This is a genomic window from Streptomyces sp. NPDC033131 (genome assembly GCF_055578365.1).
Genome location: NZ_JBVIPA010000018.1, coordinates 120,508 through 136,539 on the forward strand (window position 1 = coordinate 120,508; position 16,032 = coordinate 136,539).

Here is a 16,032-nt window from a genome sequence, read left to right on the forward strand (position 1 = left end):
AGGCGCGCCCCCGGCGGAGTCGTCATCCGCCGCCACCCGGCGTCACCATCCCCGACTCGTACGCCACGATCACCAGTTGGGCCCGGTCCCGCGCCCCCAGCTTCCCCATGATCCGGCTGACGTGCGTCTTCGCGGTCAGCGGACTCAGCCCCAACGCCCCCGCGATCTCCGTGTTGTTGAGGCCCCGCGCGACCAACGCCAGCACCTCGCGCTCACGCTCCGACAGGCACTCCGGCCCGCCGCCGCCCACCACCGGCGCCGAAGGACTCCGCAGGAACCGCTCGATCAGCCGGGCCGTCGGCCCCGGCGACAGCAACGCCTCCCCCGCCGCCACGGTACGGATCGCGTCGAGGAGTTCGGCCGGCCGCGTGTCCTTCACCAGGAACCCTGCCGCCCCGGCCCGCAGCGCTTCGACGATGTTCTCGTCCGTGTCGTAGGTCGTGAGGACCAGCACCTTCACAGCCGCCAGGTCCTCGTCCGCCGCGATCAGCCGGGTCGCCTCGATGCCGTCCAGGTCGGGCATGCGGACGTCCATCACGACGAGATCGGCACGGGCGCCGCGCGCCAGCTCGACCGCCTCCCGCCCCGTACCGGCCTGCCCGACCACCTCCATGTCCCGCGCCGACTCGACAAGCATCGCGAACGCCTCCCGCACCAGGGTCTGGTCGTCGGCGAGCAGTACGCGGATGGTCATCCGGTCCCCCCTCCCAGCGGCAGCACCGCGGCCACCTCGAACCCGCCCCGCCCTCGCGGCCGCGGTCCGGCGTCGAGTGTGCCACCGACGCTGCGGGCCCGTTCCCGCATCCCGACCAGCCCGTAACCGGGGGTGCCGCCGGGCGTGGGCCCGATGCCGTCGTCGGTCACCGACAGGTGCAGGGCGCCCTCGTCCTCGTACATCCGGACGGATACGGAGGGTTCGGGCCCGGCGTGCCGTACCGCGTTGGTCAGCGCCTCCTGCACGATCCGGTACGCGGCCGCGCCCACCGCGGGCGGCGCCTGCCGGACCCGTACGTCGGGCTCGACGCGCGCGCCCGCGAGCCGCGCCGCCGCCATCAGGTCGGGTACGCCGTCGAGGCCGGGCAGCGGGCCGCGCGCGTCGCCGTGTTCGCAGGCCCGCAGCACCTCCAGCGTCGTACGGAGTTCCCCGCGCGCGCTCCGGCAGGTCTCGGAGATGTCGTCGAGGGCCTTGGCGACCGTCTCCCGGTCGAGGCGCTCCGGGTCGGCGGCCAGGACGTGGGCGGCGACGGAGGTCTGGACGCCGATGAGGGTGATGCTGTGGGCGAGCAGGTCGTGCAGGTCACGGGCGATGCGCAGCCGCTCCTCCGCGACCCGGCGGCGGGCCTCCTCCTCGCGGGTGCGTTCGGCGCGGTCGGCGCGGTCCACGATCGAGGCGACGTACTGGCGGTAGTAGCGGACGTCCACGCCGCAGAAGAGCACGGCGATGATCCAGCCGGAGATCCGCAACAGTTCGACGGCCTGCTTGGTGTCGACGGTGAGCATCACGCTCAGGGAGATGACGAGGACGACGGCCCCCGTCAGGATCGTGCGCAGGGGCCGGCCGGTGACCGCGACCGTGTACAGCGCGGTGAAGGCCGCCGGGGTCGGGGCGCTGTGGTTGTTGTCGAGGGCGTGATACGGCACGACCAGCGCCACCACCACGGCGAGGACGAGCAGCGGGCGGCGCCGCCGCCACACGATCGGCACGTGCAGGGCGAGCAGCAGCGTCCAGCCGAGCGCGTCCGGGCGGCGGCCGTCGTCGGTGAAGAGACCGATGCACACGGCGGCCACGACGAGCACGAGCACGAGGAACGCGTCGTTGCGGGTGCCGTGCGGGGCGCTGCGGGGGTCGCGGTGGAACGCCGCGATGATCCGGTCGCTGAGGCTGGGGCGGCTGGTCTCCTGCACGGGCTCATCCTCCGCCCGGAGGGCGTCCCTCCGGGAGAGGAGGGACGCCCCGACGGTGTGCGAGCGGCTCACACCGGCTCCGGCTGACGTGCCGGCCGTTCCGGCTGCGGGGTCCGCGACAGCTTCCCGGGCCACCACACCGTCCGGCCGAGCAGCACGCTGGCGGTGGTCACCAGGTAGGTCCGGACGAGGAAGGTGTCGAGGAGGACGCCGACCGCGATGACGAAGCCGAGTTCGACGAGCCCCACCAGCGGCAAGGTGGTGAGCACGGCGAAGGTCGCGGCGAGCACGACGCCCGCGGAGGCGATGACCCCGCCGGTGGTGCGCAGGGCGGTGAGTGCGGCGGCCTCCGGTTCGGCGCCCGCGAGGGACTCCTCGCGCATCCGGTGCATCAGGAAGATGCCGTAGTCGACGCCCAGCGCCACCAGGAAGACGAAGGACAGCAGTCCGAGCCCGGGATCGGTGCCCCCGAAGCCGAGCACCGGCCCGAAGACCAGCGCCCCGATGCCGAGCGCGGCGCCCCACACGGCGACCACCGCGGCCAGCAGCAGCAGCGGCGCGACGAGGCTGCGCAGCAGGAACACGAGGATCACGAACACCGCGGCGAGCACCAGCGGCACGATCACCGTGCGGTCCCGGGACTCGCTGTCGGCCAGGTCGATCTGCTGGGCGCTGGGTCCGCCGACGTAGGCGCCGTAGGAGTCGTCGAGGCCGTCGCGCAGGGCCTCGATGGTCTTCGTCTCGGCCGCCGACTCGGGGGCGGCGGTGGTGAAGACGGCGATCTCGGTCCAGCCGTCGCCACTGCGTCCGGCGGTCACATCGGCGACGCCGTCGGTCGTACGGGCCTTGTCCAGGACCGCCCCCGCCTTGTCCGCCGGGGCGATGACGGTGACCGGACGGCTGCTGCGCTCGGGATACGCGCGGGCCAGGGTCTGCATCGCGGCGATCGACTCGGGCCTCTCGGTGAAGGAGTCCTCCTGCTTGAGGCCGCCCGGCAGGTTGAGGGCGCCGAGGGCGAGCGCTCCGAGAAGGACGGCACCGCCCGCGAGGACGGCGGCCGGCCTGCGGGTGGCCGAGGTGCCCATCGCGGCGAACAGGGAGCGGCGGGTCTTGGGAGCGCTGCCGAAGGCCGGGATCAGCGGCCAGAAGATCCGGCGTCCGAGCAGCACGAGGACCGCGGGCAGGAGGGTGGTCATGGCCACCAGCGCGGCGAGCACGCCGACCATGCCGACCGGCCCCATGCCGCTGCTGCTGTTCAGGTCGGCGGCGAGCAGGCACAGCAGCCCGGCCGCGACGGTCCCGGAGGAGGCGAGGATCGCCGGCCCGCAGCCGCGCAGGGCGGTGCGCATGGCGTCGTAGGGCCGCTCGTGGCGGCGTAGCTCCTCGCGGTAGCGGGAGATGAGCAGGAGGGCGTAGTCGGTGCCGGCACCGAGGACGAGGATGGTCATCACGCCGCCGCTCTGGCCGGTGATGGTCACGTCGAACAGTTCGTGCAGGCCGTATCCGGCGGCCATCGCGACCGCGGCGGCGACTCCCGCGACGGCGAGCGGGACCAGCCACAGGAACGGGCTGCGGTAGATGAGGATCAGCAGCACGGTGACCACCCCGAGGGTGGCCAGCAGCAGGGTGCCGTCGATGGTTTCGAACACCTTGCTCATGTCGGTGTTGAGCGCGCCGGGCCCGCCGACCTCGACGCTGAGCCCGCCCGTGCCCTCGGCGATGTCGCGCACGCCGTCCACGAAGGCGTTCCGGGCCTCCTCGTCCTGGCCGGGCTGGGTACTGGAGACCGGGTACATGAGGGTGGAGCCGTCCTCGGACGGGATGCCCCGCGCCGTGCCGGAGAGCTCGTAGGCGCCGCCGACCTCGGCGACCTGGTCCGCCGCCGTCTTCCGGTCGGCGGAGGTGAGCCCGCCGTCCCGGTGGTACACGAGCACCAGGTCGGTGGACTCGCCGCCCGGCAACTCGTCCTGGATCCTCGCCACCTGGGTGGAGTCCGCGCTGTCGGGCAGGTAGTCGACCGCCCGGTTCTGCTGTACGTCGCTGAACTTCCCGGCGAGCGGTCCGACGAGCACGAGCGCGGCCAGCCACAGGCCGAGCACCGCCCAGGGCACCGCGCGCCGTCGCCGTGTACGTGTCCTTGCGGCCCCCATGAACGGGCCCCCCTCCGGTCGGGTGTCTGGGTCGCTTCCAGACTCCCGGCGGGGAGGGGCCGATTCGTCGGGCGGGAGGGCGAGTTGCGGGGTACTGCCCGGGGTGACGGGCGGGCGGGGATTACTCCCCGGGGAGTATCAGGACGGCGTCCGCGCCGACACCAGCAGCCGGGCCACGTCGTCCGCGCAGATGGTCAGGGCGGCGCCCACCGTCGTCAGGACGTCGCGCTCGGCCGGGGTGTACGGGCCGTCGGCGAGGGCGATCCGGGCGCCCTGCAGCAGGATCGATTCGCGGCCGGCGGCGGCGAGGTGCGGGGCCAGCGGGTCCAGCGCCTCGTGCAGCTCTATGGCCAGCCCGGTCCCGCACGGGCGGCCGTAGACCCGCCCGGTGTCCAGGGCCAGCGCCTCGACCAGGGCGTTCAGCTGCTCCTCCGTGCAGTCGTCGAAGCCGGCGGCGCGCACGGTGGCCGCGGCGGCCTCCAGGGACGTACGGGAGCAGGTGCCGCCCGCGGACAGCACCGCGAGGGCGACCGTGTGGACGGCGTCGCGGAGCATCGCGGAGAAGCGGGTGGTCGTGGGGTGGTCGAGGACGTCGGTGCCGAAGTGGTGGCGGCAGGCCGCGCACTCCACGACGGGGCCGGTCTCGCCGCGCGGCAGCACGGGCACGCCGAGAAGAGTGAAGCGGCGGTGCCCGGTCAGCCGCTGGAAGTTGCGGTCGCCACCACAGCCGGGGCAGAAGAACTCCCCGTCCCCGACGGGCGTCCACGCGGTACGGATGCCCAGGAGGCGCACAGGTCTGGCGGCACGGCCGTCTCGTCCCCGTCCTGGCAGCACGTCAGCACCTCCGTAACTCCCCCGCAGCCTTCAGGGCGCGGGCGGTGCCCCCACCGGCAACATCGCCGCGCTTGCGTGATGTTAGCCACATCCGCGACCTGGCGTCAGTACCCGTGACGAGACCTTCCCGTGACCTGCACACGGATTGGCCTGTATACGACGGGACAGGACGGGACCCCGCCCGCCGGACAAAATGGCGAACGGGGCCCCAAACCGCCGGTGAGGCTGGTCAGCGAGCCGCGCGGTTGACGGCCGACACGACCGCCTTCAGCGAGGCGCGTGTCGTGTTCGCATCGATGCCGATGCCCCACAGAACCTTGTCGTCGATCGCGCACTCGATGTAGGAGGCGGCCTGCGCGGACGCGCCCTCGCTCATCGTGTGCTCCTGGTAGTCGAGCAGCCGGGCGTCGATGCCGACGGACTGCAGGGCGTCGAAGAAGGCCGAGATCGGGCCGTTGCCGGTACCGGTCAGGACCGTGTCGACGCCGTCGACCGTCGCCTCGACGCGCAGGGTGTCCACGCCGTCGGTGTCGGTCGTCGACTGGCCGTTCTTGACCTGAATCCGGCCCCACGGGTTGTCGGGGTTGGGCAGGTACTCGTCCTGGAAGGTCGACCAGATGGCGCTGCCGGTGACCTCGCCGCCCTCGGCGTCCGTCTTGGCCTGGATGAGCTTGGAGAACTCGATCTGCATCCGGCGCGGCAGGTCCAGCTTGTGGTCGTTCTTCAGGACGTACGCGATCCCGCCCTTGCCGGACTGCGAGTTGACCCGGATGACCGCCTCGTAGGAGCGGCCGACGTCCTTCGGGTCGATCGGCAGGTACGGCACGGCCCACTCGATGTCGTCGACGGTGACGCCCTTGGCGGCCGCGTCGGCCTCCATCGCGTCGAAGCCCTTCTTGATGGCGTCCTGGTGGGAGCCGGAGAAGGACGTGTAGACCAGGTCGCCCACGTACGGGTGGCGCGGGTGGACCTCCATCTGGTTGCAGTACTCCCACGTACGACGGATCTCGTCGATGTCGGAGAAGTCGATCTGCGGGTCGACGCCCTGGGAGAAGAGGTTCATGCCCAGGGTGACCAGGTCGACGTTGCCGGTGCGCTCGCCCTGACCGAACAGGCAGCCCTCGACGCGGTCGGCGCCGGCCATCAGCGCCAGCTCGGCGGCGGCGACGGCGGTTCCGCGGTCGTTGTGCGGGTGGACGGAGATGACGACGTGCTCGCGGCGGGAGATGTTGCGGCTCATCCACTCGAAGCGGTCCGCGTGCGTGGACGGCGTCGAACGCTCCACGGTGGCGGGCAGGTTGAGGATGATCTCGCGGCCCGGACCGGGCTGGTAGACGTCCATCACCGCCTCGCAGACCTCCAGCGCGAAGTCCAGCTCGGTGTCGGTGAAGATCTCCGGGCTGTACTGGTAGCCGAACTCGGTCTCGGGGCCCAGCAGTTTCTCGGCGTACTCCATCACCAGGCGGGTGCCGTCGACGGCGATCTGCTTGATGTCGTCCTTGGAGCCGCGGAAGACCACCCGGCGGAAGACCGGCGCGGTCGCGTTGTACAGGTGCACGGTGGCGCGCTTGGCACCCTTCAGCGACTCCACGGTCCGCTCGATCAGGTCCTCGCGGGCCTGGGTCAGTACCGAGATGGTGACGTCGTCGGGGATGGCGCCGGGCTCCTCGACGATGGAGCGCACGAAGTCGAAGTCGGTCTGGCCGGAGGCCGGGAAGCCGACCTCGATCTCCTTGTAGCCCATCTTGACCAGCTGGTCGAACATCCGGCGCTTGCGCTCGGGCGACATCGGGTCGATCAGGGCCTGGTTGCCGTCGCGCAGGTCGGTGGAGAGCCAGCGGGGGGCGGCGGTGATCCGGTTGTCCGGCCAGGTGCGGTCCGGGATGTCGACCTGGTCGTACTGGCCGTACTTGTGGATCGGCATGGAACTGGGCTGCTGGCGGTTGGCCATGATGCGGGGGCTCCTCGAGGGCGGGTCCGGAAGGACGGCCGACGGCGCAACGCCAGAACTCCGCGGGGAGGGGGTCGGCCTCGGTTACAGGCCCTCGCCGCGGCAGCTAAGGAGGAGCAGCCCGAATCGCATGATGCTCCGCAGCCTAGCCGAGCCACGCCGGTCACGTGGGCCCGTATCAGTATGCGGGACCCCAGGGATCAATGGGACAAAAAGTGCGCTATACCACTTCGCTACGGAGAGTGAGACTCCTTATCCCTACATTTCACCAATCATGGTTGCCTCTAGTGACAGCGGCATGACGCAGTGCAAGGGTGCCGGGCATGACCACCCACGGGGGCTTCGAGCCCGTCTTCTGCACGATCGTCCCACCCCACGTCCTCGACAAGCTCGCCCGCAACGAGGACCCCGCCCTGTCCGGGCCCGCCCGCCGCACCCTGATGCGCGACGCCCAGGAACGCGGCCGCCGCCGGGTGACCACCGAGTACGGCCTGGCCGCCGCCGCTCCGACGGCGAAGGCACCGTCGCAGCGGCCTCTGCGCACCGTCTACGACGCCGGCCGGCAGACCGTCCTGCCCGGCACCAAGGTGCGTGAGGAGGGCCAGGACCCCGGCCAGGACGCCACGGTCAACCGCGCCTACTCCGGCCTCGGCGCCACCTTCGACCTCTTCCTGAAGGCCTACGGCCGCCACTCGATCGACGGCGACGGCCTGCCCCTGGACGCCACCGTCCACTACGACGAGAAGTACGGCAACGCCTTCTGGAACGGCGAACAGATGGTGTTCGGCGACGGCGACGGCGAGATCTTCCTCGACTTCACCATCCCGATCGACGTCATCGGCCACGAGCTGGCCCACGGCGTCACGCAGTACACCGCGAACCTCACCTACTTCGGCCAGCCGGGCGCCCTCAACGAGTCGATGTCCGACGTCTTCGGCTCGCTCATCAAGCAGTACACGCTCGGCCAGACCGCCGCCGAGGCCGACTGGCTGATCGGCGCGGGCCTGCTCGCCCCGAGCGTCACCGGAAAGGCCCTGCGCTCCATGAAGGAACCGGGCAGCGCCTACGACGACGACGTCCTCGGCAAGGACCCGCAGCCCGCGACCATGGACGACTACGTCCGCACCGGCCGCGACAACGGCGGCGTCCACATCAACTCCGGCATCCCCAACCACGCCTTCTACCTGGCCGCCACCGCCCTCGGCGGCCACGCCTGGGAGAAGGCGGGACAGATCTGGTACGACGCCCTGTCCGGCGGCGAGCTGACCGAGCGCGCCTTCTTCGGCGACTTCGCCAAACTGACCGTCAAGGCGGCACGCGAGCGCTTCGGCGACGGCGGCGAGGAACTCCAGGCCGTGGAGAAGGCCTGGGAGCAGGTCGGGGTGCGCATTCTCTGACTCCGTACTAGACAGGGACCCATGCGTATTCAGGTGAGGCGCACGGGCGGGTTCGCGGGCATCGAGCGGTACGCCGAGGTGGACACCTCGGGCCGGGCCGATGCCCACGAATGGCACGCCCTGGCCGAGAAGGCACTGGCCGCCGGCCGGGGCACACCGCCCATCGGGGTGCCGGACGGCTTCAGCTACCAGATCACCGTGGACGGGAGGACGGTGTACGCGTCCGATCCCCGGCTGACGGAGGAGCAGCGGACGCTGATCTCGCGGGTCCTCAAGGAAGGCGCGTAACTCGTTGTTCACGCCTGTCCGTTGACTTCCGTACCCGCCAGTACGGATGATCCGGCGCATGGCGACGAACCCGATACCCCGGCTTCCTGCGTTCCCCGACGGCTTCCTGTGGGGTGTCTCGACCTCGGCCCACCAGATCGAGGGAGCGGCCGACCTGCGCGAGCCGTCCGTCTGGGACGCCTTCGCGGCCGAGCCCGGGCGGGTGAAGGACGGCTCCACGGCGGCGGTGGCCTGCGACCACTACCACCGCTACCGCGAGGACGTGGCCCTGCTGGCCGGCCTGGGTGTGGACGCGTACCGCTTCTCGGTCTCCTGGCCGCGGGTGCGGGCCGAGGGTGGCCTGGACTTCTACGACCGCCTGGTCGACGAGCTGTGCGCGGCGGGGATACGTCCGGTCCCGACCCTCTTCCACTGGGATCTGCCGGTGGCCCTCCAGGAGGCGGGCGGCTGGCTGGACCGGGACACCGCGTCGCACTTCGCGGAGTACGTGTCGCTCGTGGCCGGCCGTCTCGGCGACCGCGTGCAGAAGTGGATCACGATCAACGAGCCCGCCGAACACACGCTGTTCGGCCACGCACTGGGTGCGCACGCGCCGGGCAAGCAGCTGATGTTCGACGCGCTCCCGGCCGCCCACCACCAGCTCCTCGGTCACGGCCTCGCCGTACGGGCCCTGCGCGCGTCCGGCGCCACGGACATCGGCATCGCCAACTCGCACGGCCCGACATGGCCGGCGTCGCAGGAGCCCGCGGACGTGGAAGCGGCCGGCTTCTACGACCTCCTCCTCAACCGCCTGTTCGCGGACCCGGTCCTGCTGGGCGAATACCCGGACGGACTGGGCGAGTTGATGCCGGGGGACGTGGCGGCGGACCTGAAGGTCATCGGGGAGCCGCTGGACTGGTACGGCATCAACTACTACGCCCCGACCCGCGTGGGCGCCCCGCAGGGCGAGGACATCGAGTTCGGCGGACTGACGATCCCCGCCGAACTCCCCTTCTCGGTCCGCGAGATCGAGGGCGTCCCGACGACGGACTTCGGCTGGCCGGTGGTCCCCGAGGCCCTGACGGACCTCCTCACCACCTTCCGCACCCGCTACGCCGACCGCCTCCCCCCGATCGTCATCACCGAGAACGGCTGCTCGTACGACGGCATCGACGACCAGGCCCGCATCACCTACCTGGACGCCCACATCCGCGCCCTCCACCGGGCGGCGGAGGCGGGCGTGGACGTCCGCGGCTACTTCGTCTGGTCCCTCCTCGACAACTTCGAGTGGGCCGAGGGCTACGCACGGCGGTTCGGCCTGGTGCACGTGGACTACGACACGCTGGCACGCACCCCGAAGGCGTCGTACACCTGGTACCAGAACCTGCTGACGCCCCCCGGCTGACGCCACTTGGGTGCGTTTCGACCCACCGAGTCGGGTGGTGGGTGGGCACAGGCCGGGGGGTCTGGGGGCGGAGCCCCCAGGGACGGTCACCCGGACGGCGCCCCCTGGGGACCCGCCTCCGTCAGAAGCCGAGCTTGCGCAGCTGGCGGGGGTCCCGCTGCCAGTCCTTCGCCACCTTCACATGCAGGTCGAGGTACACCGGCGTACCGAGCAGCGCCTCGATCTGCTTGCGGGACTTGATGCCGACATCCTTGAGCCGCTTGCCCTTGGGCCCGATGATGATGCCCTTCTGGCTGGGCCGCTCGATGTAGACGAACGCGTGGATGTCCAGGAGCGGCTTGTCCGCGGGCCGGTCCTCGCGCGGCAGCATCTCCTCCACCACGACCGCGATGGAGTGCGGCAGCTCGTCACGCACACCCTCCAGCGCGGCCTCCCGGATCAGCTCCGCGATCATGACCTGCTCGGGCTCGTCGGTGAGGTCGCCCTCGGGGTAGAGGGCGGGGCCCTCCGGCAGGAGCGGGACGAGCAGGTCGGCCAGCAGGCTCACCTGCGTGTCGGCGACCGCCGACACCGGCACGATCTCCGCCCACTCGAACCCCAGCTCCTTGCCGAGCTGGTCGATCGCGATGAGCTGCTCGGCGAGTGTCTTGGAGTCGACGAGGTCCGTCTTCGTGACGATCGCGATCTTCGGCGTCTTCTTGATGGACGCCAGTTCCTTCGCGATGAAGCGGTCACCGGGGCCGAGCTTCTCGTTCGCGGGCAGACAGAAGCCGATCACGTCGACCTCGGCCCACGTCGTACGGACGATGTCGTTGAGGCGCTCGCCCAGCAGGGTGCGCGGCTTGTGCAGCCCGGGGGTGTCCACCAGGATCAGCTGAGCGTCGGGCCGGTGCACGATCCCTCGAACCGTGTGCCGCGTCGTCTGCGGCTGGTTCGCGGTGATGGCCACCTTCGTGCCGACCAGAGCATTCGTGAGGGTGGACTTGCCCGCGTTGGGGCGGCCCACGAAACAGGCGAAGCCCGCCCGGTGGGCGGCCTCCGACGATTCCGACGGCTCGGATGACTGGCTGCGAACGCTCATGGGCCCCATTCTCCCTGATCCACGGAGCCCCGTCGTACAACCACCCGCACAACCGTCCGTACAAGCAGCGGCTGGACCGGTCCGGACCTTACGGCGCACGCCTGGACGGCATACGATCACGGCGTCCTGGGCCACGGCGGCCCGGTCACCGCGTCCGTCTCCTCCGCGCAGAAGGTCAAGCCTCAGGCATGAAGCTCATCACCGCGATCATCAAGCCGTACCGCCTCGACGAGGTCAAGAACGCCCTGCAGGAAACCGGCGTGCACGGTCTGACCGTGACCGAGGCCAGCGGCTACGGCCGTCAGCGCGGCCACACCGAGGTGTACCGCGGCGCCGAGTACCAGATCGACCTGGTCCCCAAGGTGCGGATCGAGGTCGTCGTCGAGGACGCGGAATGCGACGTCGTGATCGACGCGATCGTCAAGGCCGCGCAGACGGGGAAGATCGGGGACGGCAAGGTGTGGGCGCTGCCGGTGGAGACCGTCGTCCGGGTGCGGACGGGCGAACGCGGCCCCGACGCGCTGTAGGCACGGGGCCGCGTTCACGCGGCTCAGTCGAACACGAACGGGCCCGGCGACTGCGGCCCGGTCGCCGTGCAGGTGATGGTGATCCCGAAAACGGTCATCTGCAGCGAACCGCCGAAGGCCTCCAGGGTGTCGCCGGAGGCCACGGTGCCGGTGAGCGGGCCGACGTTGACGGGGTCGCCGGCCGCCATGGCCGCGTTCTTCGTGCCGGTGAAGGCGGTGGTGCCGCCGGCGGCGTCCACCAGGGTGAGGGTGGAGCTGATCGAGTCCTGCGCCAGGGCGATCGGCGCGGTGATCGCGGCGGAGTCGACGGTGACGGTGGCGGCGGTGCCGTCCTGCGTCGCCGTCAGGGTGGCCTCACCGCTGCCGAAGGTTCCGCAGTCGGCGGTGATGGTGGCGGTGTCCGGGGTGACGGCCACGGCCGTGGGTGCGAGTGCGAGTCCGGTGAGCGCGAGGGCTCCGACCGCGACTGTCACACCTGTTCCTGCTCGCTTGCCTCTCATGGGATCTCCGACTCCCTTCCCGAGTGGGGAAGTGCCATGTGGGGATGGACGGGAGAAATGCTGACGGTCCGTCAGAACTGCTGGGTCCCATTGATGCGCATGAGGCGGACGACGACAAGGGCGATATTCGGCCGGTCACCGCCCGCCCGGCCCTCGGGCGGTGTCCGCGCCCGCCCTGGGGCCGGATGGCCTGATCAGCCCGCGGAAACCGTCACCCGCACGGCCCCGTCCGGCCCTGCCACCAGCACCGGCGTCTCGGGCCCGCCCAGGTCCCGGACGGCCGCCCGGTCCTCCGGCGCCGCGGACTCCGCGTCCGTCACCACCGCGGCCGCCTCCAGGGACTTGGCACCCGAGGCCACCGCCATCGCCACCGCCGTCCGCAGGGCGCTCAGCTTCAGCGAGTCGAGGTCGACGGTCCCGGCGACATACGTCCGCCCGGTCTCGTCGCGTACGGCCGCCCCCTCGGGCACACCGTTGCGGGCCCGCGCCGAACGGGCCAGGGTGACGATCTTGCGGTCCTCGGGGTCGAGCGCGCTGCTGTCGGTCATGAGGTGAGCATACGGAGCCGCACGGCGGGGGAGCCCACTCGCCCCCGCCACCTTCCGGGTCCGCCGGGGCGGCTCAGGGGCGGTCGAGGCGGAGCCGGTCGGCGCGCGGCAGACCGGCCACCACCAGGTCGTACGAGTCCTCGACGAGCTCTCGGACCAGCCGGTCCGGAAGGTCGCCGTCGACCGTGACCGTGTTCCAGTGCCGCTTGTTCATGTGGTAGCCCGGGACGACGAGCCCGGGGTGCTTCTCACGGAGCCGCACCGCGTCGTCCGGGTCGCACTTGAGGTTCACCTTCAGAGGCCGCGCGTCGAGGTTCGTCAGGGCGAACAGCTTGCCCCGCACCTTGAAGACGGACGTCTCCGGGTTGAACGGGAAGTCCTCGACGGCCGCGTTGAAGGAGAGGCAGAACGCGCGCAGCTCCTGCGGGGTCACTCCGCCTTCGTCTCCTCGTCGGGGACCGTGACCGGGTCCACCGGGACCACCGGCTCCACCAGCACCGTCACGATCTTGTTCCGGCGGCCCGCGGCGGCCTCCGCCGTCAGCCGCAGCTCACGCCCATCGGGAAGCTTGACGACGGCCGACGCCCCGGCGATCGGCACCCGGCCCAGCGCCTTCGCCAGCAGCCCGCCGACGGTCTCCACGTCCTCGTCGTCGTACTCCTCCAGGCCGTACAGCTCGCCGAGGTCGGTGATGTCGAGGCGGGCGGTGACACGGTGGCGGTCGTCGCCCAGTTCCTCCACCGGCGGGAGTTCGCGGTCGTACTCGTCGGTGATCTCGCCGACGATCTCCTCGAGGATGTCCTCGATGGTGACGATTCCGGCCGTGCCGCCGTACTCGTCGATGACCACGGCCACGTGGTTGCGGTCCTGCTGCATCTCCCGCAGCAGGTCACCGGCGTTCTTGGTGTCGGGCACGAAGGCGGCCGGCCGCATCGCCGTCGACACCAGCTCGCTCTCCGCGTCCCGGCTGATGTGCGTCTTGCGGACCAGGTCCTTCAGATACACGATCCCGACGACGTCGTCCTCGCTCTCCCCGGTGACGGGGATGCGCGAGAACCCGGACCTGAGCGCCAGCGTCAGCGCCTGCCGGATCGTCTTGTAGCGCTCGATCACGACGAGGTCGGTCCTCGGGACCATGACCTCCCGGACGAGCGTGTCGCCCAGCTCGAAGACGGAGTGCACCATGCGGCGCTCCTCGTCCTCGATCAGCGACTCCTTCTCGGCGAGGTCGACCAGCGCCCGCAGCTCCGCCTCGGAGGCGAAGGGGCCACGGCGGAAGCCCTTGCCGGGAGTGAGGGCATTGCCGATGAGGATCAGCAGGGACGGGATGGGTCCCATGATCCGCGCGAGCGGAAGCAGGATGTACGCCGCCGCCGTCGCCGTGTTGAGCGGGTGCTGGCGGCCGATGGTGCGCGGGGAGACCCCGACGGCCACGTACGACACCAGGACCATCACCCCGATCGCGACGAGAAGCGCCTCGGTGGTTCCGGCGAACTCCTGCAGGCAGGCGTAGGTGATGAGGGCGGCGGCCGCCATCTCGCAGGCCACGCGCACCAGCAGCGCCACGTTCAGATAGCGGGTCGGGTCGGCGGCGATCTGGGCCAGCTTCTCGCTGCCGCGGCGGCCGGTCCGTACGGCCTCCTCGGCCCGGAAGCTGGAGACCCGCGCGAGGCCCGCCTCCGCGCAGGCGGCGAGCCAGGCGACGACGACCAGGGCGATCGCACCGGAGACGAGGGTGGGGCTCATGAGACGGTCGGGGCCGGCGACGGACCGGTCAGGCCCTTCTCCGCACGCCAGCCGTCCACGATGGCGGCCTGCAGCCCGAACATCTCGGCCTTCTCGTCGGGCTCCTCGTGGTCGTACCCGAGAAGGTGCAGCACTCCATGGACGGTGAGGAGCTGAAGCTCCTCGTCCATGGAGTGCTGCGTGTCCGCGTCCTTGCCCTGCTGCTCGGCGACCTCGGGGCACAGCACGATGTCGCCGAGCAGCCCCTGCGGAGGCTCCTCGTCGTCCTTCGACGGCGGACGCAGCTCGTCCATGGGGAACGACATGACATCGGTCGGGCCCGGCAGGTCCATCCACTGGATGTGCAGCTGCTCCATGGCGGGGGCGTCCACGACGATCACCGAGAGCTCGGAGAGCGGGTGGATGCGCATCCGCGCGAGCGCGTAGCGGGCGATGTCGAGGATCGCCTGCTCGTCGACCTCGGTTCCGGACTCGTTGTTCACGTCGATCGACATGGTCGTGCTGGTCTACTTCCGCTTGTCACGGGCGCCCTTGTGGGTGCCGTTCTCCGTACCGTTCTCGCTGTCGTACTTCTCGTACGCGTCGACGATACGGCCGACCAGCTTGTGCCGTACGACATCGTGGGACGTGAGCCGGGAGAAGTGGACGTCGTCCAGGCCCTCCAGGATCTCCTGCACCTGCCGCAGCCCGGACTTCGTGCCGCTCGGCAGGTCCACCTGGGTCACGTCACCCGTGATCACGATCTTCGATTCGAAGCCGAGACGGGTGAGGAACATCTTCATCTGTTCGGGGCTCGTGTTCTGGGCCTCGTCGAGAATGATGAAGGCGTCGTTGAGCGTGCGACCACGCATGTACGCCAGTGGCGCGACCTCGATCGTCCCCGCCGCCATCAGCCGCGGGATCGAGTCGGGGTCCAGCATGTCGTGCAGCGCGTCGTACAGCGGGCGCAGGTACGGGTCGATCTTCTCGTAGAGGGTGCCCGGGAGGAATCCCAGACGCTCTCCCGCCTCCACCGCCGGGCGGGTCAGAATGATGCGGTTGACCTGCTTGGCCTGCAGAGCCTGCACCGCCTTGGCCATGGCGAGGTAGGTCTTGCCGGTGCCGGCGGGGCCGATGCCGAACACGACCGTGTGCTTGTCGATCGCGTCGACGTACCGCTTCTGGTTGAGGGTCTTGGGGCGGATGGTGCGGCCGCGCGAGGAGAGGATGTTCTGCGTGAGCACTTCGGCGGGGGTCTCCTCGCCGTCGTTCTCGCCGCTCTCTGTTGCTCTCAGCATGGCGATCGAGCGTTCCACTGCGTCCTCCGTCATCGGCTGTCCGGTGCGGAGCACCAGCATCATCTCGTCGAACATGCGCTGGATGAGTGCGACTTCGGCGGCGTCGCCGACCGCGCTGATCTCGTTTCCGCGGACGTGGATGTCGGCCGCCGGGAACGCCTTCTCGATCACGCGCAGTAGGGAGTCGCCGGAACCCAGCACGGTCACCATGGGGTGCTGGGCGGGGACGGTGAACTGTGCTCTCGCCTGCCCCTGCGCGGGTGTGTGAGCTGTGGGTGTCTGAGTCATGGGCCGGCGCTGTAGGCCTGCGGTTCCTCCTCATCAGGGCCGCGTAGCTGAGAGCGGCCTCGCGGTACCAAGGGTACGACGGTGCACTGACAACGCCGTAGGGCTTTTCGCCGGCCGTTCACGAGGCGGGTCCCCGGGGGACGGTCACCGCGGCGC

16 protein-coding genes are annotated in these 16,032 nt (G+C 70.8%); 4 read left to right on the forward strand and 12 right to left on the reverse strand.

Features of this window, described 5'->3' with window-relative positions; all coding sequences use genetic code 11:
• Window positions 1-22: 22 nt before the first annotated feature.
• The 5 genes from ACZ5XS_RS23520 to leuA form a co-directional block, all read right to left on the reverse strand.
• Window positions 23-694, reverse strand: a complete 672-nt coding sequence (locus tag ACZ5XS_RS23520) for a response regulator transcription factor (protein ID WP_468654265.1) — start codon at window positions 692-694, stop codon at window positions 23-25.
• Entirely contained in the window at window positions 691-1,905 is a 1,215-nt protein-coding gene (locus tag ACZ5XS_RS23525; protein WP_468654266.1) for a sensor histidine kinase, read from the reverse strand. The genes ACZ5XS_RS23520 and ACZ5XS_RS23525 overlap by 4 nt, the downstream gene beginning before the upstream one ends.
• A 68-nt stretch (window positions 1,906-1,973) precedes the next feature.
• Window positions 1,974-4,055: an MMPL family transporter gene (locus tag ACZ5XS_RS23530; protein ID WP_468654268.1), complete on the reverse strand. Its 2,082-nt coding sequence runs from the start codon at window positions 4,053-4,055 to the stop codon at window positions 1,974-1,976.
• A 138-nt stretch (window positions 4,056-4,193) separates the two neighbouring features.
• Entirely contained in the window at window positions 4,194-4,889 is a 696-nt protein-coding gene (locus ACZ5XS_RS23535; protein WP_468654270.1) for a TerB family tellurite resistance protein, read from the reverse strand.
• A gap of 229 nt (window positions 4,890-5,118) precedes the next feature.
• Complete coding sequence (gene leuA / locus ACZ5XS_RS23540; RefSeq protein ID WP_468654272.1) at window positions 5,119-6,840, reverse strand: 2-isopropylmalate synthase; 1,722 nt, start codon at window positions 6,838-6,840, stop codon at window positions 5,119-5,121.
• A gap of 323 nt (window positions 6,841-7,163) precedes the next feature.
• On the opposite strand from leuA, the gene ACZ5XS_RS23545 reads away from it, so the two are divergent.
• From ACZ5XS_RS23545 to ACZ5XS_RS23555, 3 genes are read left to right on the forward strand one after another with little or no spacing between them, the layout of a single operon-like run.
• Window positions 7,164-8,237, forward strand: coding sequence for a M4 family metallopeptidase (locus ACZ5XS_RS23545; RefSeq protein WP_468654274.1), 1,074 nt, complete (start codon window positions 7,164-7,166; stop codon window positions 8,235-8,237).
• Window positions 8,238-8,258: 21 nt separating this feature from the next.
• Window positions 8,259-8,525 (forward strand): protealysin inhibitor emfourin, encoded by a 267-nt coding sequence (locus ACZ5XS_RS23550; protein WP_217239886.1) that lies wholly within the window; start codon window positions 8,259-8,261, stop codon window positions 8,523-8,525.
• A gap of 58 nt (window positions 8,526-8,583) precedes the next feature.
• Complete coding sequence (locus tag ACZ5XS_RS23555; RefSeq protein WP_468654276.1) at window positions 8,584-9,909, forward strand: GH1 family beta-glucosidase; 1,326 nt, start codon at window positions 8,584-8,586, stop codon at window positions 9,907-9,909.
• Between the two features lie 121 nt (window positions 9,910-10,030).
• Here the strand turns inward: ACZ5XS_RS23555 and era are convergent, their stop codons facing one another.
• Window positions 10,031-10,999 carry a GTPase Era gene (era, locus tag ACZ5XS_RS23560; RefSeq protein WP_468654278.1) on the reverse strand — a complete coding sequence of 323 codons (969 nt, stop codon included), beginning with the start codon at window positions 10,997-10,999 and terminating at the stop codon, window positions 10,031-10,033.
• A gap of 179 nt (window positions 11,000-11,178) precedes the next feature.
• Between era and ACZ5XS_RS23565 the strand changes: the two genes are divergently transcribed.
• Window positions 11,179-11,517 (forward strand): P-II family nitrogen regulator, encoded by a 339-nt coding sequence (locus ACZ5XS_RS23565; RefSeq protein ID WP_468654280.1) that lies wholly within the window; start codon window positions 11,179-11,181, stop codon window positions 11,515-11,517.
• 23 nt (window positions 11,518-11,540) lie between these two features.
• Here ACZ5XS_RS23565 and ACZ5XS_RS23570 read toward each other — a convergent pair whose 3' ends face one another.
• The 6 genes from ACZ5XS_RS23570 to ACZ5XS_RS23595 form a co-directional block, all read right to left on the reverse strand.
• On the reverse strand, window positions 11,541-12,017 hold the full coding sequence (locus tag ACZ5XS_RS23570) for a hypothetical protein (protein ID WP_468654282.1): 477 nt from the start codon (window positions 12,015-12,017) through the stop codon (window positions 11,541-11,543).
• A 194-nt stretch (window positions 12,018-12,211) separates the two neighbouring features.
• A complete protein-coding gene (locus ACZ5XS_RS23575; protein WP_468654284.1) occupies window positions 12,212-12,565 on the reverse strand; it encodes a cytidine deaminase in 354 nt (117 codons plus the stop codon).
• 73 nt (window positions 12,566-12,638) lie between these two features.
• Entirely contained in the window at window positions 12,639-12,998 is a 360-nt protein-coding gene (locus ACZ5XS_RS23580; protein WP_468654286.1) for an MmcQ/YjbR family DNA-binding protein, read from the reverse strand.
• Complete coding sequence (locus ACZ5XS_RS23585; RefSeq protein WP_468654288.1) at window positions 12,995-14,311, reverse strand: hemolysin family protein; 1,317 nt, start codon at window positions 14,309-14,311, stop codon at window positions 12,995-12,997. The genes ACZ5XS_RS23580 and ACZ5XS_RS23585 overlap by 4 nt, the downstream gene beginning before the upstream one ends.
• A complete protein-coding gene (gene ybeY, locus ACZ5XS_RS23590; RefSeq protein WP_217239894.1) occupies window positions 14,308-14,805 on the reverse strand; it encodes an rRNA maturation RNase YbeY in 498 nt (165 codons plus the stop codon). The genes ACZ5XS_RS23585 and ybeY overlap by 4 nt, the downstream gene beginning before the upstream one ends.
• Before the next feature lie 12 nt (window positions 14,806-14,817).
• Entirely contained in the window at window positions 14,818-15,876 is a 1,059-nt protein-coding gene (locus tag ACZ5XS_RS23595; protein ID WP_468654291.1) for a PhoH family protein, read from the reverse strand.
• Between the last annotated feature and the right edge of the window lie 156 nt (window positions 15,877-16,032).